The organism is Devosia indica, assembly GCF_003056405.1.
Classification (GTDB): Bacteria; Pseudomonadota; Alphaproteobacteria; order Rhizobiales; family Devosiaceae; genus Devosia; species Devosia indica.
On sequence record NZ_PYVZ01000016.1, the window covers coordinates 47,517 to 68,638 of the forward strand.

A 21,122-nucleotide genomic window follows, 5' to 3' on the forward strand; every position below is an offset into this window, starting at 1 on the left:
GGAGGCGTTTGATGTTCAAATCTGTAACCCGCCACTCGGGGCCAAATCACCTTCATCACGGTCACGCCACCGCGTAACCACTGACGGTACCCTCGGCCGCATCGCGGCTCGCGGACACCCCCAACTCTCCACCCTGAATCGCCGAACCGGGTCATTCCACGTCCCGATTCCGCCATTCTCCCGTCTTTTCACAACAGGGGCCGGCAGGGTGACCTGCCGGAACAACCAATGACTTCGAACGTGCTCAATGAGCGCAGCGTGGTGCTGCGTCTCGAATTCTCCATCGCCGATGCTGTCCAGCAGCGCGGACTGGTCCCCGTCGTCGGGGCAGCCATTCGCGCCTGGTGGGCCCAGCGTCCGGTGCGTTATGCTCAGGTGCCCGGCTATCTGCGCGAAGATGTCGGCCTGCCGCCCGAGGATGAATACCGCAACCTATTTACCGTGCCCGCGCAGCTCTGGCAGTTCCGCCCGCCGGATCAGGACATCTCAAGATGAGAGAACGACAGCCGGGGTTCGCCCCGGCTGTCTCTTGCGGCTTGCATGGCTCTGCCAACTTATCCACGGTGCCAGGAACCGCTTCATACTGCGTCCATCACTCCCGCGCGGACGGACTGCAGCGAACTTTGCGGGGGGAGCCGGTTGGGTGCTGGGTCGCTCCAGGGCCTGCCTGCTCGTTGGGCCACCTTGCGACGAGCGATCAAGAGGGGCCACGACAGCAGGAGAAACCCGGCGTTCCGAGGCGGCGACGTCTCTATTATCTAGTTTTACCGAGACGCACGTGCCTCGGAACACGTCCACCTGGTCCCACCCGACGGCTTTTGCCGCTCGGGCCATTGGTGCAACCATTGTCTCACTGGCTTTGATCGTCTAAGCAAACGACCGACTTTCCAGGGCGAAGAAATGACCGAAAAGACCAAGCTCATCACGCCCCGCCTGCCGCGCGGGTTCGAAGATCGCACGCCGGGCGAAATCGCCGCCGTCGGCGCCATGATCGACAAGATCAAGGCCGTCTACGAGCGTTATGGCTTCGACCCCGTCGAAACCCCGCTGTTTGAATATACCGAAACGCTCGGCAAGTTCCTGCCCGATACCGACCGGCCCAATGCCGGCGTCTTTTCCCTGCAGGACGATGACGAACAGTGGATGAGCCTGCGCTACGATTTGACCGCGCCGCTCGCCCGCTTCTTTGCCGAAAATTTCGAAACCCTGCCCAAGCCCTACCGCTCCTATCGGCAGGGCTATGTCTTCCGCAACGAAAAGCCCGGCCCCGGCCGCTTCCGCCAGTTCATGCAATTCGACGCAGACACGGTCGGCGCCCCCGGCCCCGAAGCCGACGCCGAAATGTGCATGATGATGGCCGACGTCATGGACGCGCTGGGTCTGCAGGGCAAATACGTCGTCCGCGTCAATAACCGTAAGGTGCTGGATGGCATTATGGAGGCGGCAGGAATTGTGGACGATGGCCAGAAGGTAACGGCGCTACGGGCGATCGATAAGCTGGACAAGTTTGGCGTTGATGGCGTGCGCCTGCTGCTCGGCAAAGGGCGCAAAGACGAAAGTGGCGACTTCACCCAAGGCGCTGGCTTGTCAGACGCCCAGATCAGTAGTTTCGAATATCTCTTCGCATGCTTCGAGGGTCGGACTGTTGCAGAAGCTACAGAGGAGCCGGGAGTTATTCGGTACATACCCGCGAACGCCCTGCACATTGATGCCGCTCGGCACCAAGAGGCCGGGGTGTATTCGCTGCCGCTTGGTGTGCTGAATTCGGCATTCCACAGATTTGGCGGCGATGCCACCATCAACGCGTCGGGGTTCTCAGGCTACAAAGAACTCTACGAGATGGGCAAAACCTTTCACTTGGCGGGCTACAGCGACCGCATCAAGATCGACCCCTCCGTCGTCCGTGGCCTCGAATATTACACCGGCCCCGTCTTCGAGATCGAACTGACCTTCAAGGTCCAGAACGAAAAGGGCCAGGACGTGGTCTTCGGCTCGGTTGGCGGCGGTGGCCGTTATGATGGCCTGGTCTCCCGCTTCCGCCGCGAACCCGTGCCGGCCACCGGCTTTTCCATCGGCGTCTCTCGGCTGGCCAATGCGCTCAAACTCACCGGCAATCTCGGCGCCACCGAACCCGCAGGGCCGGTCGTCGTCCTCGTCATGGACAAGGACCAAACCGCCCGCTACCAGGCCATGGTCTCCGAGCTGCGCGCCGCCGGCATCCGCGCCGAAATGTTCCTTGGCTCCACCAAGAATTTCGGCAAGCAGGTCGCCTATGCCGACAAGCGCAATGCGCCCGCCGTCATCATCGAAGGGTCTCAGGAGCGCGAGCAGGGCGTCTTGCAGGTGAAAGACCTGGTCGCCGGCAAACAGGCCGCCCAGGCCATCACCGACAATGCCGAATGGAAAGCCGCCCGCCCCGGCCAGTTCGAGATCCAGCGCGAAGATCTGGTTTCCGCGGTCCAGAAACTGCTGAGCGAGCAGGGTTGATGAGTTTGCCCCGCTCTTTCCCCCAACGCGATGTCACCCCGGCGAAGGCCGGGGCCCATCTTGAGATGCCTGTTTGTGGCGAGACCTCAGGATGGATCCCGGCCTTCGCCGGGATGACAGACGGTGGAAAGGTCGAAAAATGACCAACGCCGCCTATCGCCGCAGCCAGCTCGAATCCCTCGTTGAAGCCCAGGGCGGCTGCCGCGCCACCCCACCGCTGCTTTTGAGCGCCGGTCCCTATTTCGACCTCGCCGGCGAGGAGTTCGGCCGCCGCCTCCTGCTCACTACCGACGTTACCGGCGCCGAATATTGCCTCCGCCCCGATTTCACCCTCCCCATCGTGGCCGATTACATCGCCAATGGGGCAGGGGAGCCGGCGGCCTTTTCCTATCTCGGCCCGATCTTCCGCCAGCGCGAAACCGGCCCTGCCGAATTCGATCAGGCCGGCATCGAGCTGCTGGCTCAGCCCGATGGCGATATCGCGCTCGATCAGGTGCTGACCTTCGCCCGCGCCGCGCTTTCGCTCTATGGCATCACGCCCAATGTGCGCCTGGGCGGCGTTGGCCTGTTCGAAGCCCTGCTGGCCCAGGCCGACATGCCCGATGCCTGGCGCCCGCGCATCCGCCACCGCTTCGGCCATACCGAGGCCATGGACCGCCTGCTCTCCCGGCTCGAACAGGCCCCCGATCTGCCCCGCACCGAGCAGCCCAGCCGTGACGAACTGGTTGAGGATGTGACCGCCCGCATGGTCTCGGCCGGCCTCAGCCTCTCCGAGGGCCGTTCGCCCGAGGAGATCGCTGACCGCTATCTCGAACAACAGGCGCTCGACGCGGCCCATGTGCCGGCCGCAACACTGAAACTGCTGCGCGACTTTCTCGCCATCAAGGGCGACGCCCTGACCGCCCTGCGCGAGGTCGAGGCGCTGGCCGACAAACATCGCCTGTTCCTCGGGCCGCCCATGAAGGCCATCCGCCGTCATCTCGATGGTCTGGGCGAGGCACGCATCACCTTCGACGCCAGCTTTTCCCCGCGCCTCGATTATTACACCGGCATTGTCTTTGAAATGCGCGGGCAGGGCGGCACCGTGCTCGTCTCGGGCGGCCAATATGACCGTCTCCTCGAACGTCTCGGCGCCACCGCCCCCATCGCCGCCTCCGGCTGCGCTCTCTGGGTCGATCGCATGGAGGCAGAGTGGCCCAAATGACCATCACCCTCGCCGTCCCCTCAAAGGGTCGCCTTGAAGAACTCACCCGCGACTGGTTTGCCCGGCGTGGCCTCACCATCACCCGTCCGGGCGGGGCCCGCTCCTATCTCGGCGCCATCGAAGGTCTGCCTGAGGTCACGGTACGCTTCTTCCCGGCCTCGGAAATTGCGCGTGAACTCATTCGCGGCAATATCGATCTCGGTGTCACCGGCCGTGACCTGATCCACGAGACCAGCGAAGCCGGCCCCGATGCAGTCGAATTCGCGCGCGACCTCGAATTTGGCCATGCTGATGTGGTCATCGCCGTGCCCGAAGCCTGGATCGACGTCACCCATATGCACGATCTGGCCGACGTTGCCTCCGATTTCCGCTCCCGCCACGGGCGCTGGCTGCGCATCGCCACCAAATACATCACCATCACCCGCCAGCACTTTGCCAGTGCCGGTATCGCCGAATATCGCATTGTCGAAAGCCTTGGCGCCACCGAAGCCGCGCCCGCCTCGGGTGTCGCCGATATCGTGGTCGACATCACCTCGACCGGGTCGACCCTGGCCGCCAACGGCCTGCGCGTGCTCGAAGATGGTGTGATGCTCAAAAGCGAGGCCAACCTGATTGTTTCGCGTACCGCTCAGTGGACCGAACAGCGCCGCGAAACCCTCAATGCGCTGCTCGGACAATTGCAGGGCTGAGCGATGGAACTGGCCTTTGTCATGCTTCTGGTTGTTTGCGGCGTCAGCCTGATCGTCTATGCCGGTCTGGCGCAGCGCCCGACGGCCGGAAACCAGGACGCCACTCAACCCGACGATGCCGCCGATGAGGCCGACAGCGGCGGCGCGGGAGACGGCGACTGATATGAGATTGCCGCCGCCGCCCAAATCACGGCACAACGTCACAAGGGTCCGGCGGGGGGCGCGGTGGCTGAAGTACTTGAACTGACCATTCTCATGCCCTGCCTCAACGAGGCGGAGACCCTGGCCACCTGCATCGGCAAGGCCAGGGACTACCTTGCGCGCTCTGGCGTCGCCGGCGAGGTGCTGGTTGCTGACAATGGCTCGACCGACGGCTCCCAGGCCATTGCCGAGGCCAGTGGCGCCCGTCTGGTCAATGCCGAGCAGCGCGGCTATGGCGCAGCCCTCGCCAGCGGCATCGCCGCTGCGCGGGGCAAATTCGTCATCATGGGTGACGCCGACGATAGCTACGATTTCGCCAATCTCGATGCCTTTATGAGCGAGCTGCGCAATGGCGCCGATCTGGTCATGGGCAATCGCTTTGCCGGCGGCATCGCCCCCGGCGCCATGCCCTGGCATCACCGCTATATCGGCAATCCCCTGCTCAGTTTTGTGGGGCGCCTCTTCTTCAAGACCCCGGTGCACGATTTCCATTGCGGCTTGCGCGGCTTTTCCCGCGCCGCCATCACCGATCTCAACCTGCGCACGACCGGCATGGAATTCGCCTCCGAAATGGTGGTCAAGGCGACCCTGTCCCACCTGGATATCCGCGAAGTCCCCACCACGCTCCGGCCCGATGGCCGCTCCCGCCAGCCGCATCTGCGCGCGTTCCGCGATGGCTGGCGCCATCTGCGGTTCCTGCTGCTGTTTTCGCCGCGCTGGCTGTTTCTCTATCCCGGCCTGTTCCTGCTGATCGTCGGGCTGGTCTTTGGCTCCTTGCTCGCCGGCGGTCCCATGAGGATCGGCACGGTGACCCTGAGCGTGCACAGCCTGCTGGTGGCGTCGCTCTGCGTCATCATGGGCACCCAATCGATCGCCTTTGCCGTCATTGGCCGCCGCTTTGCCTCGCGCTATGGTTTCATCCCCCGCTCCGGCGTCTATGACCGCGTCCTTGAAAGCCTGACCCTGGAGCGCCTGCTGCTGCTGGCCATCCTGCTGATGGCCGGCGGGCTCGCAGCCATGGGCTGGGGCACCTGGGAATGGGCCAAGCGCGATTTCGGTCCATTGACCTCCACCGCCACCCTCCGGGCTCTCATCCTGGCCATGACCGCATTGGTCACCGGCTTCCAATTGATGATGAGCGCCTTCATGTCCTCCATGATCAACATCCCCATCTATGAGCGCCGCCTAGCCGATCAAGTCATTCCTGACGATCAGTTCCGCCGCCGTACCGACCAGGTCTGATCCTCCAAATGCTTGATCCGCTCATTCTTCTGGCCCTCATGGGCGTCGGCCTGCTCGCCGGTTTCGTCGATGCCATAGCCGGGGGCGGCGGCATGCTGACCGTGCCGGCGCTGCTTTCCGCCGGGCTGCCGCCGGTTGCCGCACTGGCAACCAACAAGATGCAATCGGTGGTCGGCACCGGCATGGCGGTCCTGACCTATTGGCGACGCGGCTTTGTGGATTTTCGCAATCTTGTGCCGGCCATTGCCCTGACTTTTGCCGGCAGCTTTCTCGGCGCCCTCACGGTCAGCCAGCTCGATACCGGCCTGCTCGACATCGCCGTGCCCGTGGCTCTGATCGCCATTGCCCTTTATTTCCTGTTCGCGCCCAAACTGTCTGATGCAGACAAGGCGGCGCGTTTGCCCTTCGGCCCCTTCGTGCCCATTCTGGGCTTCGCCATTGGCTTTTACGACGGCGTCTTTGGTCCCGGCACCGGGTCCTTTTTCACCATTGGCTTTGTGCTGCTGTTCGGTCTGGGCCTCACCCGCGCCACCGGCAATACCAAGGCGCTGAATTTCATCTCGAACCTGGCCGCGCTGGCCATCTTCATTCCGCAGGGCCATGTCGTCTGGCCGGTCGCACTGGTCATGGCCCTCGGCCAGATCGTCGGCGGCTATATCGGTGCCCGCACCGGTATTCGCTATGGCGCCAGGGTCATCCGTCCGCTGGTCGTGGTGGTGTCCATCGCCATGGCCATCAAGCTGTTATTCTTTCCCTGATCACTCGGGTGCCAGTCCCGCGGCCGCGCGTAATGCGGCGTTGATGCGGTCCTGCCAGCCCGGACCGTCATCCTGAAAATGCGCCAGCACGTCGCGGTCGAGCCGCAATGACACCATCTCCTTGCCTGCCGGCGGGGTCACCGGCCCCTTTGCCGTCGGCTCATTCCTTTTCGTAACCGCCTTGAAAGCAGCCTCCGCCTGTTCAAAGGCGCTGCCGCGTCGGGGAGTGCGCATAATTGTCCTCGTAAATTGGTGCGTGCACTCTACGCCATGCCGACAAAAAAGCCCCGGTGTTTCCACCGGGGCTTTCCACGAAGTTCGTGACTGGGAAGAGACGAACCTCGAAGCGTGTCGGAAGTCGGCTGGATTAGAAATCCATGCCGCCCATGCCGCCCATGCCGCCGCCGCCCGGCATTGCCGGAGCTTCAGGCTTGGGGGCCTCGACGATGATGGCCTCGGTGGTGATCAGCAGCGAAGCAACCGAAGCGGCATCTTCAAGGGCGGTGCGAACCACCTTGACCGGGTCGATAACACCCAGAACAACCAGATCGCCATACTCGCCGGTCGCGGCGTTGTAGCCGAACGAGATCTCCGAGTTCTCCAGGATCTTGTCGACAACGACCGAGCCTTCGGCACCGGCATTGTTGGCAATGGTGCGAACCGGAGCCTGCAGGGCACGGCGCACGATTGCGATACCGGCTTCCTGATCGGCATTGGCGCCCTTGGACTTGATGTTGGCCGATGCGCGCAGCAGGGCAACACCACCACCCGGCACGATGCCTTCTTCAACAGCGGCGCGGGTCGCGTTGAGCGCGTCATCGACGCGATCCTTGCGTTCCTTGACTTCCACTTCGGTCGAGCCACCAACGCGGATCACGGCAACGCCACCAGCGAGCTTCGCCAGGCGCTCCTGCAGCTTCTCACGGTCGTAGTCCGAGGTGGTTTCCTCGATCTGCGCCTTGATCTGGCCAACGCGGGCCTGGATGTCATCGGCTGTGCCGGCGCCATCGACGATCGTGGTGTTTTCCTTGGTGATCTCGACGCGCTTGGCAGTGCCGAGCATGTCCAGGGTCACGTTCTCGAGCTTGATGCCGAGGTCTTCGGAGATCACCTGGCCACCGGTCAGAACGGCGATGTCTTCCAGCATGGCCTTGCGGCGGTCACCAAAGCCAGGAGCCTTGACGGCAGCGACCTTGAGGCCGGCGCGCAGACGGTTGACGACAAGGGTCGGCAGGGCCTCGCCATCAACGTCTTCAGCGATGATCAGCAGCGGGCGCTGGGACTGAACGACAGCTTCCAGGATCGGCAGGATGGCCTGCAGGTTGGAGAGCTTCTTTTCGTGCAGCAGGATGTACGGGTCTTCCAGGGTTGCCGTCATCTTTTCCGTGTTGGTCACGAAATAGGGCGACAGGTAACCACGGTCGAACTGCATGCCTTCAACAACATCGAGTTCGGTTTCGGCGGTCTTGGCTTCTTCGACGGTGATGACACCCTCGTTGCCGACCTTCTGCATGGCTTCGGCGATCATGTCACCGATGGAGGTCTCGCCATTGGCGGAAATGGTGCCGACCTGAGCCACTTCGGAGGACGAGGTGATGCCCTTGGCCGAGCCCTTGAGGCTCTCGATCACATCGGAGACCGCCAGATCGATACCGCGCTTGAGGTCCATCGGGTTGAAGCCGGCGGCAACGGCCTTGACGCCTTCGACCACGATGGCCTGACCCAGAACGGTCGCGGTGGTGGTGCCGTCACCGGCAACATCATTGGTCTTGGAAGCGACCGAACGCAGCAGCTGCGCACCGAGGTTTTCGAACTTGTCTTCCAGCTCGATTTCCTTGGCGACGGTTACGCCGTCCTTGGTGATGCGCGGAGCGCCGAACGACTTTTCGATAACGACGTTACGACCCTTGGGGCCGAGCGTGACCTTCACCGCATTGGCGAGGACATTGACGCCGCGCAGCATCTTTTCGCGGGCGTCGGTCGAGAATTTGACTTCCTTGGCGGCCATTTATGGCTCCTTGAGAATATCTGTTGAGTGGGAACGACAAAAAAGACGTGAGAAGCCGAATTAGGCTTCGATCACGCCCATGATGTCGCTTTCCTTCATGATGATCAGGTCTTCGCCATTGAGCTTGACCTCGGTACCGCTCCACTTGCCGAACAGCACACGATCACCGGCCTTGACGTCGAGGGCGACAACCTTGCCGCTCTCGTCGCGGGCGCCGGGGCCCACGGATACGATCACGCCCTCAGAGGGCTTTTCCTTGGCGGTGTCGGGGATGATGATCCCGCCTTTGGTCTTTTCTTCACTGTCGACGCGACGGACGACCACGCGGTCATGCAGGGGACGGAAGCCCATGTTTTGTTCCTCTTGGCATCATTTCTGAATGCAATTTCGGACCTGTTAGCACTCGCATTGAGTGAGTGCTAACAGGCTGTCCGGGATATAGGGATCGAGCCGGTCCAGAGTCAAGGCGCGTGAACCGAAGTTTTCACTCATGCGTTAGCAAGCCAGCACGACATATCCGAGACATCGTCCAGCACAAGGTGATTCACATGGCCCAGACGACCCAATCGACGCCCAAGATTGTCCCCGTGGAGGGACGGGTGCACATTTCTTTCGACGATGCCGAGATCGTCAGTTCAACCAAGGCCTTGCGGCTTGAACGCGGCGGCATGGACTCACAGATTTTCGTGCCGCTCGATGACGTTCATCCCGGCATCCTGGAGGCATCCGATACCAGACGCACCGATGCCGGTCCGGGAGAGGCGCACTTCTATACCATTAAGACATTGACCGCCAATGGCGCCGATGAGGCCTGGTATTATCCCTATGCGGAGGGCGACTACGCGCCGATCCGTGACATGCTCACTTTTGGCGGCAACCGCATATCGGTGCGGGTATCTCAGGTCTGACCGCCGGATCGCTGCAGAATTCCCCTTCCCCCCGATACAAGTCTGGGCCATAAGCACAGCCATGAGCGAACAATCCTCTTTGCAGATCAAGCTGCGCCGCACCGGCGGCGTCGGGGCCAACACCAATTGGCATTGGGAAGTCCAGGACGCAGCAGGCGCTGTCCTCAAGACCGGCAGCGCCGTCGGTCCTGAGCACAAGGCCTTTGCCACCGCCCGCATTGCCAAGGAAAAGCTGGAAGCTGCGGGCAAGTAGGCCCCGGACAGGACCGAATTGACCGCGCCATCTGCCGAGCCTGCCGCCGCGACCACCAAACGCGATTTGGGCGGCCCGCTGCGTGGCATTGCGCTCAAGATCGCATCGGTCTGCTGCTTCGTGGTCATGGCGACCATGCTCAAGGCCACGCTCACCATTCCTTCGGGACAGATGGTGTTTTTCCGCTCTTTCTTCGCCCTGCTGCCCGTCCTGGGCTATCTGGCCTGGAAGGGTAATCTGACGCGCGCTTTCCAGACTAAAAGACCGCTTGGACACATCCTGCGCGGCCTGATCGGTGTGTCGTCGATGAGCCTGGGCTTTTTTGCGCTCACCCGGCTGCCGTTGCCCGAAGCAACGGCTATCGGCTACGCGGCGCCGCTGATCATCGTCATACTCTCGGCCGTTCTGCTGCACGAACGCGTGCATGTCTTCCGCTGGACCACCGTTCTTGTGGGTCTGGCCGGTGTGATGGTCATTCTCTGGCCGCGCCTGACCGTGTTTTCCGGTGAGACGCCGATGGGCGACGCCCAATCCGTCGGGGCGCTGGCCTCTCTTGCCGGGGCCGTTCTGTCCGCCTTCGCCATGCTGCAGGTGCGCACCCTGGTCCAGACCGAGCGCACCGAGGCAATCGTCACCTATTTTTTCATCAGCGCCAGCGTCATCAGCCTGTTCACCATTCCCTTCGGCTGGGTCTGGCCCACGCCCGAACAGGCTGCATTGCTGGTCGGGGCGGGGTTCTTTGGCGGCATTGGCCAGCTCCTGCTGACCTCATGCTATCGCTATGCCGACATGTCGGTCATTGCGCCGTTCGAATATGTCTCGCTGATCCTGACCATCATCATCGGCTTCGTTATCTTTGCCGATGTGCCAACCGCGACCATGCTGGTTGGGGCCCTGATCATCGTCGCATCAGGCATCGCCGTAATCCTGCGTGAGCGCTATCTGGGCCTGGATCGCGCCAAATCGCGCCAGGCCAATACCCCCTGATCTTTCAATTGTCGCGCGGGCCTTGAACCGAGCGGCTCCGGATCCGACTTCTAGGCCGACCCAGGGGGCAGCATGGCGCAATCGGCAGCAATCATCTTTACAGTCCTGATGGGCGCTCTGGCCATCTTTCAGGCTGCGCTCATAGCAGTTGCGCCCCTGGGGCATTTTGCCTGGGGCGGTCAGCAACGCATCCTGCCGCCAGGCCTGCGGATCGGCAGTGCGGTGGCCATTGTGCTTTATGGATTGTTCGCCCTTACCCTGCTGATGCGGGCCGGGCTTCTCGCGCCATGGCCGGATATGAGCTGGATCATGCCCGCAAGCTGGATCATCCTGGCGTATCTGGCGCTGGGGGTCGTGGTGAATGCAATTTCGCGCAGCCTGCCCGAACGCCTCACCATGACGCCATTGATTGTGGTGCTGCTCGTGCTGGGGCTGACCGTGGCGCTGTCCTAGCCGGCTGCCGCCAGCTCCGACCAGCTCTGGCGCTTGCGATAGATTGTCGAGGGACTGATTTCCAGCGCCGCCGCGGCCATGGAAATATTGCCTCCAAACGTGGCGATGGCATCCTCGATTATGCGCTGTTCCTGCTGCCACATGGGCAGCACGGTGCGCTTCTCGCAGCGGGGCGCCTCGACCGGCGCCGGCATGGAGACCCGTGACTCGATGTCGGCTGCCTCGATCATGTCCGTGGTGATCTGGCCACCATCGAACATGACCACCAGCCGGCGCACCAAATTCTGCAATTGGCGCACATTGCCCGGCCAGTCAGCCGCTGTCAGCCGCTGCGCGGCGTCCGGGGTGACATCGGAGAAGCTCTTGTGCTCCTCCTGGGCATAGCGCGCGAGAAAATGCCGGGTCAGCAGCATGATGTCGCTTGGACGCTGCCGCAGGGGTGGCAGATGTATCGGCAGCACATGCAGGCGATAGAACAGATCTTCGCGGAACTGCCGGTCGGCAATCATCTGCATGGGATTGCGATTGGTGGCGCAGATCACCCGCACATCCACCTTTCGGGCCGCTGTCTCGCCAACACGCGACAGGCAGCCGCTCTGCAGGAACCGCAACAGCTTGGATTGCAGCGACAGGTCGAGTTCGCCCACTTCGTCAAGAAACAGCGTGCCACCATCGGCCAGCTCGGCGGCGCCCTTGCGGTCTTCATGCGCGCCGGTAAAGGCGCCACGCACCACGCCGAACAATTCGCTTTCCATCAGGTCGCGGGGGATGGCCGCGCAATTGATCGCCACGAACCGGTTGCCGGCCCGCGGGCCCCGGCTGTGCAGCGCCTCGGCACAGACATCCTTGCCCGTCCCGCTTTCCCCGGTGATGAAGACCGGGGCCGCAGAGGCCGCCACCCGGCCGATCTGCTCGTAGAGAAACTGCATGGCGCTGGACGCGCCGACAAAGCCGGCGAAATCGGAGATTTCGGGCTCGGGGGTGACTTCCACACCCAGCGAGCGCGGCCGGCCATGGCGCTGCGCCAGTTCGGCCAGTCGTCCGGCCAGCGTGCTGCCCCCCGCCGGCTTGGCGAGATAGTCATGCGCGCCCGCACGCATGGCGCCCAGGGCAGCACTTACCGAACCGCTATCGGCCACCGCCAGAATCAATGCCCCATTGGCCAGGCGCACCAGGCGGCTCATGGCGTCTTCCACATTGGCCGCCAGATCGCCCAGGCTGGCCAGTTCGCAGATGATGACGTCATACCGCAATTTGCGCAGGTGGTCCGCCGCCTCGCGGCCGGTACCGGCATGGGTGATCTGCGGAGCGACCAGCAGGGCCTCGGTCAGTTCGGCGCTGGTCTGGCGCGCGCATGCGGCATCGTGGTCGATCAGCAGAAGCCGGCCGCACAGCACATTGTCGCTTCCGCTCGTCTTCGTCATGCCGCTATATACCTTGCTCCGTCCGCAACCGGACCGTTCTTGTGGTTGGGTCAAGTGTTGTCGATTAGGGTAAATATTCCGTTCTTGCCTCCGCCGGCCAAACAGCGTTTATCTCTGCGCCATGCGTGACCTCCCCGATCAGGATGTGTTCGAACCAATCGTGCGCGGCATTACCCAATCGGGGGTGCGGCTGGCCAATGAACGCGCGGTTCTGACCCTGATTGCAGGCATTCCCGGCGTTTCCAATGCCGACATCGCGCGCCGCTCCGGGCTTGGCCCTCAGACCACGGCGCGCATCCTGACCGATCTCGAATCACGCGACCTCATCATTCGCGGCGAGGTGCTGCGCGGGCGGCGCGGCCAGCCTGCGACCCCTTACCGCCTCAATCCGCAGGGCGGGTATTCGATAGGGGTGGAAATCGGCTGGCAGCATGTCGAGATCCTGCTCCAGAATATTGCCGGCCAGCCCATCGCGGTCACGCGGCGCTGCCATGACTTTCCCAATCCCGAGGCCATTTTCGCCGAAATCGCTGCCGACGTCGAAACGCTGCTCTCGGGACTGACCAATGACCAGCGCGGGCGCGTCGCAGGCATCGGGGTGACCTCGCCAGGCAATTTTGGCCCTTTGCTGGCCCATATCGGTGCGCCCCCTTGTGCGATCGACGCCTGGGCCAAGATCGATGTGGGGCCGCGCCTGGCAGAGGAAACCGGCCTGCCCGCGCTTTGGGTCAATGATGGCAGTGCCGCGGCCTGGCGCGAGATCACCGCGCACCCGACGCCGCGTCCCAAAGGCCTGGCGAGTTTTTTTGTCGGAACCTTTGTCGGCGGCGGGGTCGTCTCCGAGGGCGCACTCGTTGAAGGGCCCTATGGCAATGGCGCCGACCTGGGCGCGCTCGTCGTGCACGACCGGGCAGGCATGCCCGCCTATCTGCACCTGACCGCATCACTTCACGCCCTTGTTCTCAAGGCCATCGATGCCGGTCATGCCGTGCCCGTTGGATCGCCTCGCAAATGGGACTGGGCCGGACTGGCGCCGGTGGTGACGCAATGGCTCGACGATGCGGGCCATGCGCTGGCGCAAGCCATTCTGAGCACGGCGGCAATGACCGAGGTGGATATTGTTGCGCTCAACGGCGACCTGCCCGAATCGATCTTGTCGCGCCTTGTTGACTCCACCAGCGCCCATCTTGCCCGGTTTCCGGTTCTGCTGGCCCATCGCCCGCGACTGACGACGGGTCTGGGCGGTCCCTCGGCTGCAGCATTCGGCGCGGCGCAATTGCTGCTGTTTCGGCGGCATTTTTCGCGCGCCTGGGAGTTGTTTGACCCTGCACAGGACAAATAGGCCGGGGAGAGCGTATTTGCGGTGCTTTTTCCCAAGTGTCGGGGGTGCTAAGTAAAACAGGCCGAATCCCGGCGAATGACAAGGGGTTTCAGGTCCGCCGTGCAGGCACTTGTGTATTCGTTCATTGCGCTATCCGCAGCCGGATTGGGGGCATTGGCCTATTTTGGTCTCACCTTCACCCCGGCCAATGCGATTCTTGTCGCGGTGGTTTTCGGCTGCGCCTGTGTCGTGCTGATGGAACGTGTGCTGCGCCAGCGCGCGGAAAATCGTCTCGAACGGGCCATCGAGGACTTGTCCAGGCTGCTCTCGACCGATGCCCAGGCCGGCGCCGTTCTGGGGCAGCGCATCAATGCCATTGCCGATCTCAATCCGGGCCAGCGGCTGGAAACGGTTGAGGCCGATATTTCCGTGCTCGGCACGGTCATTCGCCAGGTGGCAGAGGCGGTGGCGGAAGTCGAGGCCAAGCTGGCCAAGGTCAATGCCGCGCGCCCTGCTGACACCCGCCCCTCCGATGCGCGCATGATTGCCGCGCCACCGCCTGCCCCAGCTACGCCAATCGTCGTGCCGGACCCCGAGCCGGTCATTCCGCTCGAAGTCCTGCGCCAGGCCATCGAGGAAAACCGTCTCGTCCACCATATCCGGCCGATTGTGCGCCTGCCGCAGCGCCGCGCGATTGGCTACGACCTGGTACCCAGGCTGATGCTCGAAGATGGCGAACTGGCTGACGCGCCTGACTTCATGCCCCGTCGCGGCGGCAAGGACGTTGTCCGGCTTATCGAGGGAACCGGGCTGGTTGAAGCTGTGGCAATTGCCCGTCGCTCGCGCACAGGCGGCCGGCCGGCCGTTCTGCATATGCCGCTGTCGCGGGCCAGTCTTGGGGACGAGGCGTCAGCCGAGCAATTGCTGGCGACGCTCGATGCCAATCGCGCCATTGCCGACGCTTTGACGTTCCTGGTGAGCGAGAGCGACTGGCTGGACTTGACCACGCGCGAACGTGCCGTGGTGGAGCAGATTGCACGCAAGGGCGCCGGGTTCTCCATCGCCCGCATGAAATCGCTGCGCATCGATCTGGCCGATGCCGCCGCGCTTGGTGTGCGGTCCTTGCGGGTCGACGCCGCCAGCTTCATCGAAAGACCGGACAGGTTCACCGATTTCCACATCTCCGACATCGCCAACTACATGGCGCGCTTCGAAGTCTCGCTGCTGGCGACCGGCATCACCAGTGAACGGCAGATCGTGGAACTGCTCGACAATGACATCCTGCAGGTGCAGGGCGACCATATCGCGGCTGCCGGTCCGGTCCGCAGTGATCTGGTCCTTGAGCCGGCCCGTGCCTCCGCCCAGCCTCTACGCCGGGCGGAGCTGTAACACCTTGCCAATCGTCTAGCGGCCGAAGCCGCCGACGGCCCGCTTGAGCCCACCCAGCAGCCGTCGCGCCCCGCTTTGCGCAGGCTCTTCGACAACGCCTGGCTCGCCACCGCTGCGTCCCAGACTGAAGATGCCGATCACCCGGTCCAGTTCTGCCGCCTGGACTTCGGTCTGTTCGATCGCGGCATTGGTTTCTTCCACCAGGGCCGCATTGTGCTGGGTCATTTCATCGAGCTGACGCACGGCGACATTGACCTCTTCAATAGCCGAAGCCTGTTCGCGGCTGGCCCGCGCCATGCCCTCAAGCAAGCTCGCATTCGCACTGATCCCGCTTTGTACGGCAAGCAGGCGCTCAGCCGCTTCGGCCACCAGCTTCGATCCGCCCTGCACTTCATTGGCGCTCTGTTCGATCAGCACCTTGACCTCCGAAGAGGCTTCGGCGGCACTCTGCGCCAGACGCCGCACTTCCACGGCAACCACGGCAAAGCCCTTGCCCGCCTCGCCAGCCCTTGCGGCTTCTACCGAGGCGTTCAGCGCCAGCAGGTTGGTCTGGAAAGCGATGTCGTCGATCAGCCCGATAATGTTGGATATCTTGGCCGAGGACTGGGTGATCCGCTCCATGGCGCTGTTGGCCTGGCCCATCACGGTGCCGCTGGCCTCGGCTTCGGTCGACACGATACGGGCCTGTTTGCTGGCATTGGCAGCCTCCACGGCGTTCTGCGCCACGGTATCGCGCAATTGCTCCATGGTGGCCGATGTTTCCTCAATGGTAGCGGCCTGCCGTGTCGTGCGTTCGGAGAGATCGTTCGCGCCCGAGAGGATTTCGCCCGTTGCGGTCTTGAGCGCGCCCGAGGTGTCGCGCAACTGGCTGATGATCTCCCCCAACTGCTCTGCCACCCCATTGGTATCGGTCTTGAGCCTGTCGAAGGCACCCTTGTAGGTACCGGTCACCCGCAGGCTGAGATCGGCCTTGGCCAGCGCCGCCAGGACCTCGCCGGTTTCCCCGATGCCGCGATCAACCGTTGCGAGCAGCTCGTTGACATTGCTCGCCAGCCGCTTGAGGTCCGGGTCGGACAGGTCGGTATTTGCCCGAAGCGTGAAATCGCCCTCAATGGCCGCGCCGACCACGCGGTCGATATCGGCCTGCAGTTCCTGCATGCGCAGGGCCTGGTCGGCGCGTTCCTCATTGAGGCTATCCTCACTGGCACGCAGTTCGGCGATCCGCAGGCCGTTCTGGCGGAACACTTCCACCGCCTTGGCCATGTCGCCCAGCTCGTCCGCGCGTTCCAGGCCCGGCACGTCGGCATCCAAATGATTGCCGGCAATCTCGCTCATCGCAGTGGTCAGCTTCGCAACCGGGCGGGTAATGGTCCGCGCGATCAACACGCTGCACCCTGCCGAAAGGGCCAACAATACCGCGCCGATCAGGATCATTGTGTTGCGCAGGCCCGCCGACGGCGCCAGGATTTCCGCCGTGTTCTCCAGCGCCACCACGGCCCAGTCCGATCCGCCGAACGAGAGCGGGCGCGCCGCAGCGACATGCGAGGTCCCGTTGAAATCGGATAGCGTCCCGATCCCCGGCGTGCCTTCCAGCGCGGCAAGAACCACAGGGCCCTCCAGCGTCAGGTTGAAGGCTTCATCAGCCTCGGTCTCGGGCGGATCGTTGCGCACCAGCCCGTCCTGGCCCACCAGATACACATGCCCGCTCTCGCCCAGACCCTTGGTGCGGGCCAGCACTTCGCTGATCCGCCCTATCGGCATCTGATAGGCCAGCACGCCCGCCTGCAGGCCCTGGTCATAAACCGGTGCGGCGATGAAACTGGCCGGTATGTTGTCGCTTGGGCCATAGGGTGCAAAATCGGTCAGGAACACATCACCCGGATTACCCACCATGGCGGCGCGCACCACCTTGCCCAGATTTGAGTCCGCCCAGGGGCCGCCCTCCTCGGCAAAGCTGGTGCCGAAATCGGCTTCCTTCTGCACCGAATAGACATTGTTGCCATTCAGGTCGAACAGGAACACATCGTAGTAGCCGCGCGTCTGCAGCAGATTGCGGAATTCATTGTGCTGGGCGCGGTGGATCTGGTCATAGACCGAGAGTTTTTCCGAAGTGTCGAGCAACAGGCGCTCGCCTTGCGGATGCGGATTGTTCGCCACATAGGCGTCTTGCAGCAGATCGGCCGGCTCGCCCTGGCTCTTGAGCGAGTGCACGGCACCGGTGAACGAATAGATCGCTGCGGCCACATCCTTGCGGCCGGCGAACAGTGTCAGGTCTTGCCGCACCTCTGAAAGATAGGCGTCCAGCGCAGCCGTCGCATTGTCTGCCGCCGAGTTGAGGCGCTGCTCGGCCTGGTCGGTGACGATGGCATCGCCGCTGAAATAGGCTGCAATGCCCAGGCCAGCGCCGGTCGCCACGGCAATGCCGATGACCAGGATCGGCAGTCGGAGCGAAAGTTTCATTTTGCTGAACATCGAAGGGTCGTACCTGACTGTATCGTGCATCGAATGAGATTTCCCGGTTGCGGCCCCTCCCTCCGCGCCCAGATCGTTGGCAAATCATAGAAAATCAGTGGTTAACGAAGCGAGTCTGCGTCTGTCACAGTGCTGCCATATCTGCTTTTTGCTTGATCCTGCGCCGCAAACTGCCACATAGGACCCCATGTGCCACACCAGCCAAGGCAACCCATGACTGCGCCCCTGCCAACCATTTCCGGCCTCTCCGAACTCTCCGGCCGCTATGACGCCGTGCTCAGTGATGTCTGGGGTGTGATCCATAACGGGGTCTCGGCCTTTCCCGAGGCCGTCGAGGCGCTGCGGGCCTTCCGTCGAGCCGGGGGCCGGGCGGTATTGATCACCAATGCGCCGCGTCCCTCCGCGCCGATTGTCGCCATGCTCGATCGTCTGGGCGTACCGCGCGACGCCTATGACGCCATTGTTTCTTCGGGCGATTCGACCCGCGCCATGATCGAGAAATATCGCGGCAAGGCCATCCATCACGTCGGCCCGCCGACTGAGGACGACGCACTCTATGAAGGGCTCGACCTGCGCCGCACCGGCGCTGAGGAGGCAGAGGTCGTCGTGGTGACCGATCTCGACACCGATGACGACACGCCCGAAATGTATCGCGAGCGGGCCAAGCTCTGGCTCAGCCGCAGGCTGCCCATGATCTGCGCCAATCCCGATCGTGTGGTCGAACATGGCGACAAGATCATTTATTGCGGCGGCGCGCTGGGCGACCTCTATTCGGCCATGGGCGGCATGGTGCACATGGCCGGCAAGCCCTATCCGCCGATCTATGAACAGGCCTTTGCCCTGGCCGAAAAGGCCGCCGGCGGCACGCTGGACAAATCCCGCGTGCTGGCCATTGGCGACAGCGTGCGCACCGATGCGGCCGGCGCGGCCCAGTTCGATATTGATCTGCTGTTCATCACAGGGTCCATCCACGCCGCCGAGCTCGACGCCTTCGGCAAGCCCGATCCGCAGGCCATCGCCGACTTGATTGCGCCCAGTCGCGCCCGCGTCGCCGGCTATCTGCCGCGTCTGGCATGGTGAGGACTGAAGTGTCCGGCTTCATGCGCCTGTCCAGCCTCGCCGATCTGCCAGATAGCCTGCGCGGCGCCTGTGTGGCGATCGGCAATTTTGACGGCCTGCATCGTGGTCATCAATCCATCGTGGCAGCCTTGCGCACCCGCGCCGAAGCAGCCGGCGTCCCGGCCCTGATGCTGACCTTCGAGCCACATCCGCGCGATGTGTTTGCGCCAGCGCCCTTCATGTTCCGTTTGACCCAGGGCGACGCCAAGGCGCGCCTGGCCCAGGCCATGGGGCTCGACGGCATCATCATCCTGCCTTTCGACAAGGCCTTTTCGCAGAACGAGGCAGAGGTGTTTGTCGAAACCATGCTGGTGGAACAGCTCGGCGTGCGCAGCGTGATCGTTGGCGCCGACTTCCATTTCGGCCGCCAGCGCCGCGGCACCCCGGCCTTTCTACGGGCGGCCGGGGAGCGCTTGGGCTTTGATGTCGAAATTCTGGACCTGATGGACGAGAGCAACGAACCCATTTCGTCCTCGCGCATTCGGGCGGCGCTGTCTGAGGGGGCCGTAACCGCCGCCAATCGGCTTCTGGGTTATCACTGGTTCTTCGAAGGCTGCGTGGTCAAGGGTGACCAGCGGGGCAGGGAGCTGGGCTTTCCCACCGCCAACACCATGACCCCGACCGGGTTCCAGCTCGCCCAGGGCGTCTATGCCGTCCGGGCGCGGCTGGGCGATCGCCTGCTCGACGGCGTGGCGGCCTATGGCAAGCCCATGTTCGACAATCAATTGCCGCCCTTCGAGACGCATCTGTTCGACTTCGACGAGGATATTTACGGGCAGACCCTGGCTGTCGCCCTGGTCGAACACATTCGCGGGCAGGAGGTCTTTTCCGGGCTCGACGCGCTCATGGCGGCTATGGATCGTGATGCCAGCAAGGCGCGTGACCTGCTTGCCAATGCCACGCCGGTCAGCCCGGTCGATGCAAGGCTGGGCTTTTTCGCCTAGCCATCATACATCAAGAGGCGCACCAGTTCGGTCTGCCGGCGCACCCCGGTCTTGTCGAATATGCTGGTGAGCTGCGCGCGCGCCGTCGCATCCGATACTCCACGCGCCTCGGCGGCCGCCTTGCGGCTGCCGGTTTCCACCACGGCCAGCGCCAGTTCGATTTCGGCCCGGGTCAGGCCGAAACGCTGGGTTAGCTCGCGCAGGCGCTGGCGCATCCGCTGGGTTGGGTCGGTAATCATCAATATCGCGGACGGACGCTGTGGCGCGGCATAGTGCATGTCAGCCGAAAACGGCGCGCATTGCACCAGCAAGGCCCCGTCTCGTCCCGATATCTGCACGCGGCCACCGCCCTTGTCAGGGTGTGCCAGGCAATGGGCGATGAGCCGCACCAGCGCCTGGTGGCTGGCCGTATCGGCACAGCCGATCTGCCCGTCACGGAGCAGCAATCGCCCATCGGTCAACATGGATTGGGCCATGCCATTGCAGTCCAGCACGCGCCCGGATTGGCTCAGCAGCAGGGCGCCCTGGCCGGCCATGTCGAGTGTATTGAGCGTCATGCGATTGGCTAGCTGCAACTGTTCGAGCCATTTCCAGCGCTCAACCGCGCGTTGCACATCGGGGGCAATGGCGTGCAACTGCTCGATCTGGGTCGTGGTCACCTGGCTGCTGGTATTGATGACCAGCGAACCAAACCATCCCGTGCTGCTGGCCAGGTTGAGCGCGAGGCCATAGTTGAACTTCTGTGGCACGCACCAGAGATTGTAGAAATCACTGCGCCGGAAATCGTCGATCTCGGGCAAGGTGTCCGTCAGCGTGATCGCGCCCGCGCCTTGGCGCGCCACGGCCCGCATGACGGCGTTCTGCTGGTGGAATATTTCGCGATACCGGGTCACGAAGTCCGGATCGGTGCGCGGTGCAAAGAACTCATTGGCCCCGCTGCGGTCCCCGCCACCGAGAACCGCTTCACTGGCGCCCAACAGGTCCGATAGTTTCAGCAGGAACTCCGGCCATGCCGCGTTCGACACTGTCGTGGCCTGCAGATTATCGCGTAGTCGCTCATGTAAATCCATGCGCGCACCCTGCTGTTAATCATGTTCTTTGTCGTAGAACACCTGTCCGATGTAGCAGATATTTGCGCGCCCTAGTGTGAAATGGTCAACAAATAGTTAAGCCGGGCTCGGCAGAGGCGTGCGCCTCGCACGCAGGGTGCAATGTCCGCTCGGGACGGTGGAGCTGATTTTTGTTGTGTGGAGCCGGTTTGGC

General features: G+C 63.2%; 21 protein-coding genes. 15 read left to right on the forward strand and 6 right to left on the reverse strand.

Annotated elements, in window-relative coordinates; genetic code table 11:
• Nucleotides 1–228 precede the first annotated feature (228 nt).
• The 7 genes from DDE76_RS14950 to DDE76_RS14975 all read left to right on the forward strand — a co-directional run bounded on the left by DDE76_RS14950 (nucleotide 229) and on the right by DDE76_RS14975 (nucleotide 6,581).
• A complete protein-coding gene (locus DDE76_RS14950) occupies nucleotides 229–495 on the forward strand; it encodes a hypothetical protein (protein ID WP_157955840.1) in 267 nt (88 codons plus the stop codon).
• Between the two features lie 405 nt (nucleotides 496–900).
• Entirely contained in the window at nucleotides 901–2,487 is a 1,587-nt protein-coding gene (gene hisS / locus DDE76_RS14955; RefSeq protein WP_104891890.1) for a histidine--tRNA ligase, read from the forward strand.
• A gap of 139 nt (nucleotides 2,488–2,626) precedes the next feature.
• Nucleotides 2,627–3,691: an ATP phosphoribosyltransferase regulatory subunit gene (locus tag DDE76_RS14960; RefSeq protein WP_158672373.1), complete on the forward strand. Its 1,065-nt coding sequence runs from the start codon at nucleotides 2,627–2,629 to the stop codon at nucleotides 3,689–3,691.
• A complete protein-coding gene (hisG, locus tag DDE76_RS14965; RefSeq protein ID WP_104891888.1) occupies nucleotides 3,688–4,380 on the forward strand; it encodes an ATP phosphoribosyltransferase in 693 nt (230 codons plus the stop codon). The genes DDE76_RS14960 and hisG overlap by 4 nt, the downstream gene beginning before the upstream one ends.
• 3 nt (nucleotides 4,381–4,383) lie before the next feature.
• Nucleotides 4,384–4,542 (forward strand): hypothetical protein, encoded by a 159-nt coding sequence (locus DDE76_RS19615; protein ID WP_157955841.1) that lies wholly within the window; start codon nucleotides 4,384–4,386, stop codon nucleotides 4,540–4,542.
• A gap of 63 nt (nucleotides 4,543–4,605) precedes the next feature.
• Nucleotides 4,606–5,823 carry a glycosyltransferase family 2 protein gene (locus DDE76_RS14970; RefSeq protein ID WP_198650929.1) on the forward strand — a complete coding sequence of 406 codons (1,218 nt, stop codon included), beginning with the start codon at nucleotides 4,606–4,608 and terminating at the stop codon, nucleotides 5,821–5,823.
• 8 nt (nucleotides 5,824–5,831) lie between these two features.
• The gene (locus DDE76_RS14975; protein ID WP_104891886.1) at nucleotides 5,832–6,581 is read left to right on the forward strand and encodes a TSUP family transporter; all 750 of its coding nucleotides are present in this window, start codon (nucleotides 5,832–5,834) and stop codon (nucleotides 6,579–6,581) included.
• Here the strand turns inward: DDE76_RS14975 and DDE76_RS14980 are convergent, their stop codons facing one another.
• From DDE76_RS14980 to DDE76_RS14990, 3 genes are all read right to left on the reverse strand, one after another.
• Complete coding sequence (locus tag DDE76_RS14980) at nucleotides 6,582–6,815, reverse strand: BrnA antitoxin family protein (protein WP_104891885.1); 234 nt, start codon at nucleotides 6,813–6,815, stop codon at nucleotides 6,582–6,584. It lies immediately after the preceding gene.
• A gap of 133 nt (nucleotides 6,816–6,948) precedes the next feature.
• Nucleotides 6,949–8,589: a chaperonin GroEL gene (groL, locus tag DDE76_RS14985; protein WP_104891884.1), complete on the reverse strand. Its 1,641-nt coding sequence runs from the start codon at nucleotides 8,587–8,589 to the stop codon at nucleotides 6,949–6,951.
• A 60-nt stretch (nucleotides 8,590–8,649) separates the two neighbouring features.
• Nucleotides 8,650–8,940, reverse strand: coding sequence for a co-chaperone GroES (locus DDE76_RS14990; protein WP_104891883.1), 291 nt, complete (start codon nucleotides 8,938–8,940; stop codon nucleotides 8,650–8,652).
• Nucleotides 8,941–9,137: 197 nt separating this feature from the next.
• Between DDE76_RS14990 and DDE76_RS14995 the strand changes: the two genes are divergently transcribed.
• The 4 genes from DDE76_RS14995 (at nucleotide 9,138) to DDE76_RS15010 (ending at nucleotide 11,190) form a co-directional block, all read left to right on the forward strand.
• A complete protein-coding gene (locus DDE76_RS14995) occupies nucleotides 9,138–9,497 on the forward strand; it encodes a DUF427 domain-containing protein (protein ID WP_104891882.1) in 360 nt (119 codons plus the stop codon).
• Nucleotides 9,498–9,558: 61 nt separating this feature from the next.
• Nucleotides 9,559–9,750, forward strand: a complete 192-nt coding sequence (locus DDE76_RS15000) for a hypothetical protein (RefSeq protein WP_104891881.1) — start codon at nucleotides 9,559–9,561, stop codon at nucleotides 9,748–9,750.
• 18 nt (nucleotides 9,751–9,768) lie between these two features.
• Nucleotides 9,769–10,737: a DMT family transporter gene (locus DDE76_RS15005; RefSeq protein WP_245891965.1), complete on the forward strand. Its 969-nt coding sequence runs from the start codon at nucleotides 9,769–9,771 to the stop codon at nucleotides 10,735–10,737.
• 72 nt (nucleotides 10,738–10,809) lie between these two features.
• Nucleotides 10,810–11,190, forward strand: a complete 381-nt coding sequence (locus tag DDE76_RS15010; protein WP_104891880.1) for a hypothetical protein — start codon at nucleotides 10,810–10,812, stop codon at nucleotides 11,188–11,190.
• Here DDE76_RS15010 and DDE76_RS15015 read toward each other — a convergent pair.
• Nucleotides 11,187–12,614, reverse strand: a complete 1,428-nt coding sequence (locus DDE76_RS15015; protein WP_104891879.1) for a sigma-54-dependent transcriptional regulator — start codon at nucleotides 12,612–12,614, stop codon at nucleotides 11,187–11,189. The genes DDE76_RS15010 and DDE76_RS15015 overlap by 4 nt on opposite strands.
• Before the next feature lie 121 nt (nucleotides 12,615–12,735).
• Here DDE76_RS15015 and DDE76_RS15020 point away from each other — a divergent pair, with 121 nt between their 5' ends.
• Together DDE76_RS15020 and DDE76_RS15025 are read left to right on the forward strand one after the other, a co-directional pair.
• Nucleotides 12,736–13,956: an ROK family transcriptional regulator gene (locus tag DDE76_RS15020; protein ID WP_104891878.1), complete on the forward strand. Its 1,221-nt coding sequence runs from the start codon at nucleotides 12,736–12,738 to the stop codon at nucleotides 13,954–13,956.
• Nucleotides 13,957–14,067: 111 nt separating this feature from the next.
• On the forward strand, nucleotides 14,068–15,324 hold the full coding sequence (locus tag DDE76_RS15025; protein WP_158672372.1) for an EAL domain-containing protein: 1,257 nt from the start codon (nucleotides 14,068–14,070) through the stop codon (nucleotides 15,322–15,324).
• Nucleotides 15,325–15,339: 15 nt separating this feature from the next.
• Here the strand turns inward: DDE76_RS15025 and DDE76_RS15030 are convergent, their stop codons facing one another.
• Complete coding sequence (locus tag DDE76_RS15030) at nucleotides 15,340–17,784, reverse strand: methyl-accepting chemotaxis protein (RefSeq protein WP_158672371.1); 2,445 nt, start codon at nucleotides 17,782–17,784, stop codon at nucleotides 15,340–15,342.
• Nucleotides 17,785–18,009: 225 nt separating this feature from the next.
• Here DDE76_RS15030 and DDE76_RS15035 point away from each other — a divergent pair, with 225 nt between their 5' ends.
• Nucleotides 18,010–18,876 (forward strand): TIGR01459 family HAD-type hydrolase, encoded by an 867-nt coding sequence (locus tag DDE76_RS15035; protein WP_104891875.1) that lies wholly within the window; start codon nucleotides 18,010–18,012, stop codon nucleotides 18,874–18,876.
• Nucleotides 18,870–19,859, forward strand: coding sequence for a bifunctional riboflavin kinase/FAD synthetase (locus DDE76_RS15040; RefSeq protein ID WP_245891967.1), 990 nt, complete (start codon nucleotides 18,870–18,872; stop codon nucleotides 19,857–19,859). The genes DDE76_RS15035 and DDE76_RS15040 overlap by 7 nt, the downstream gene beginning before the upstream one ends.
• Here the strand turns inward: DDE76_RS15040 and DDE76_RS15045 are convergent.
• Entirely contained in the window at nucleotides 19,856–20,929 is a 1,074-nt protein-coding gene (locus tag DDE76_RS15045; RefSeq protein WP_104891874.1) for a helix-turn-helix transcriptional regulator, read from the reverse strand. The two genes, DDE76_RS15040 and DDE76_RS15045, sit on opposite strands and share 4 nt — an antisense overlap.
• Nucleotides 20,930–21,122 lie beyond the last annotated feature (193 nt).

What these genes read in the sequence shown, in the direction of transcription:
- DDE76_RS14950 (WP_157955840.1), top strand. Translation starts at nt 229, where the DNA reads ATGACTTCGAACGTGCTCAATGAGCGCAGCGTGGTGCTGCGTCTCGAA.
- hisS (WP_104891890.1), top strand. Translation starts at nt 901, where the DNA reads ATGACCGAAAAGACCAAGCTCATCACGCCCCGCCTGCCGCGCGGGTTC.
- DDE76_RS14960 (WP_158672373.1), top strand. Translation starts at nt 2,627, where the DNA reads ATGACCAACGCCGCCTATCGCCGCAGCCAGCTCGAATCCCTCGTTGAA.
- hisG (WP_104891888.1), top strand. Translation starts at nt 3,688, where the DNA reads ATGACCATCACCCTCGCCGTCCCCTCAAAGGGTCGCCTTGAAGAACTC.
- DDE76_RS19615 (WP_157955841.1), top strand. Translation starts at nt 4,384, where the DNA reads ATGGAACTGGCCTTTGTCATGCTTCTGGTTGTTTGCGGCGTCAGCCTG.
- DDE76_RS14975 (WP_104891886.1), top strand. Translation starts at nt 5,832, where the DNA reads ATGCTTGATCCGCTCATTCTTCTGGCCCTCATGGGCGTCGGCCTGCTC.
- DDE76_RS14980 (WP_104891885.1), bottom strand. Translation starts at nt 6,815, where the DNA reads ATGCGCACTCCCCGACGCGGCAGCGCCTTTGAACAGGCGGAGGCTGCT.
- groL (WP_104891884.1), bottom strand. Translation starts at nt 8,589, where the DNA reads ATGGCCGCCAAGGAAGTCAAATTCTCGACCGACGCCCGCGAAAAGATG.
- DDE76_RS14990 (WP_104891883.1), bottom strand. Translation starts at nt 8,940, where the DNA reads ATGGGCTTCCGTCCCCTGCATGACCGCGTGGTCGTCCGTCGCGTCGAC.
- DDE76_RS14995 (WP_104891882.1), top strand. Translation starts at nt 9,138, where the DNA reads ATGGCCCAGACGACCCAATCGACGCCCAAGATTGTCCCCGTGGAGGGA.
- DDE76_RS15000 (WP_104891881.1), top strand. Translation starts at nt 9,559, where the DNA reads ATGAGCGAACAATCCTCTTTGCAGATCAAGCTGCGCCGCACCGGCGGC.
- DDE76_RS15010 (WP_104891880.1), top strand. Translation starts at nt 10,810, where the DNA reads ATGGCGCAATCGGCAGCAATCATCTTTACAGTCCTGATGGGCGCTCTG.
- DDE76_RS15015 (WP_104891879.1), bottom strand. Translation starts at nt 12,614, where the DNA reads ATGACGAAGACGAGCGGAAGCGACAATGTGCTGTGCGGCCGGCTTCTG.
- DDE76_RS15020 (WP_104891878.1), top strand. Translation starts at nt 12,736, where the DNA reads ATGCGTGACCTCCCCGATCAGGATGTGTTCGAACCAATCGTGCGCGGC.
- DDE76_RS15030 (WP_158672371.1), bottom strand. Translation starts at nt 17,784, where the DNA reads ATGAAACTTTCGCTCCGACTGCCGATCCTGGTCATCGGCATTGCCGTG.
- DDE76_RS15035 (WP_104891875.1), top strand. Translation starts at nt 18,010, where the DNA reads ATGACTGCGCCCCTGCCAACCATTTCCGGCCTCTCCGAACTCTCCGGC.
- DDE76_RS15040 (WP_245891967.1), top strand. Translation starts at nt 18,870, where the DNA reads ATGGTGAGGACTGAAGTGTCCGGCTTCATGCGCCTGTCCAGCCTCGCC.
- DDE76_RS15045 (WP_104891874.1), bottom strand. Translation starts at nt 20,929, where the DNA reads ATGGATTTACATGAGCGACTACGCGATAATCTGCAGGCCACGACAGTG.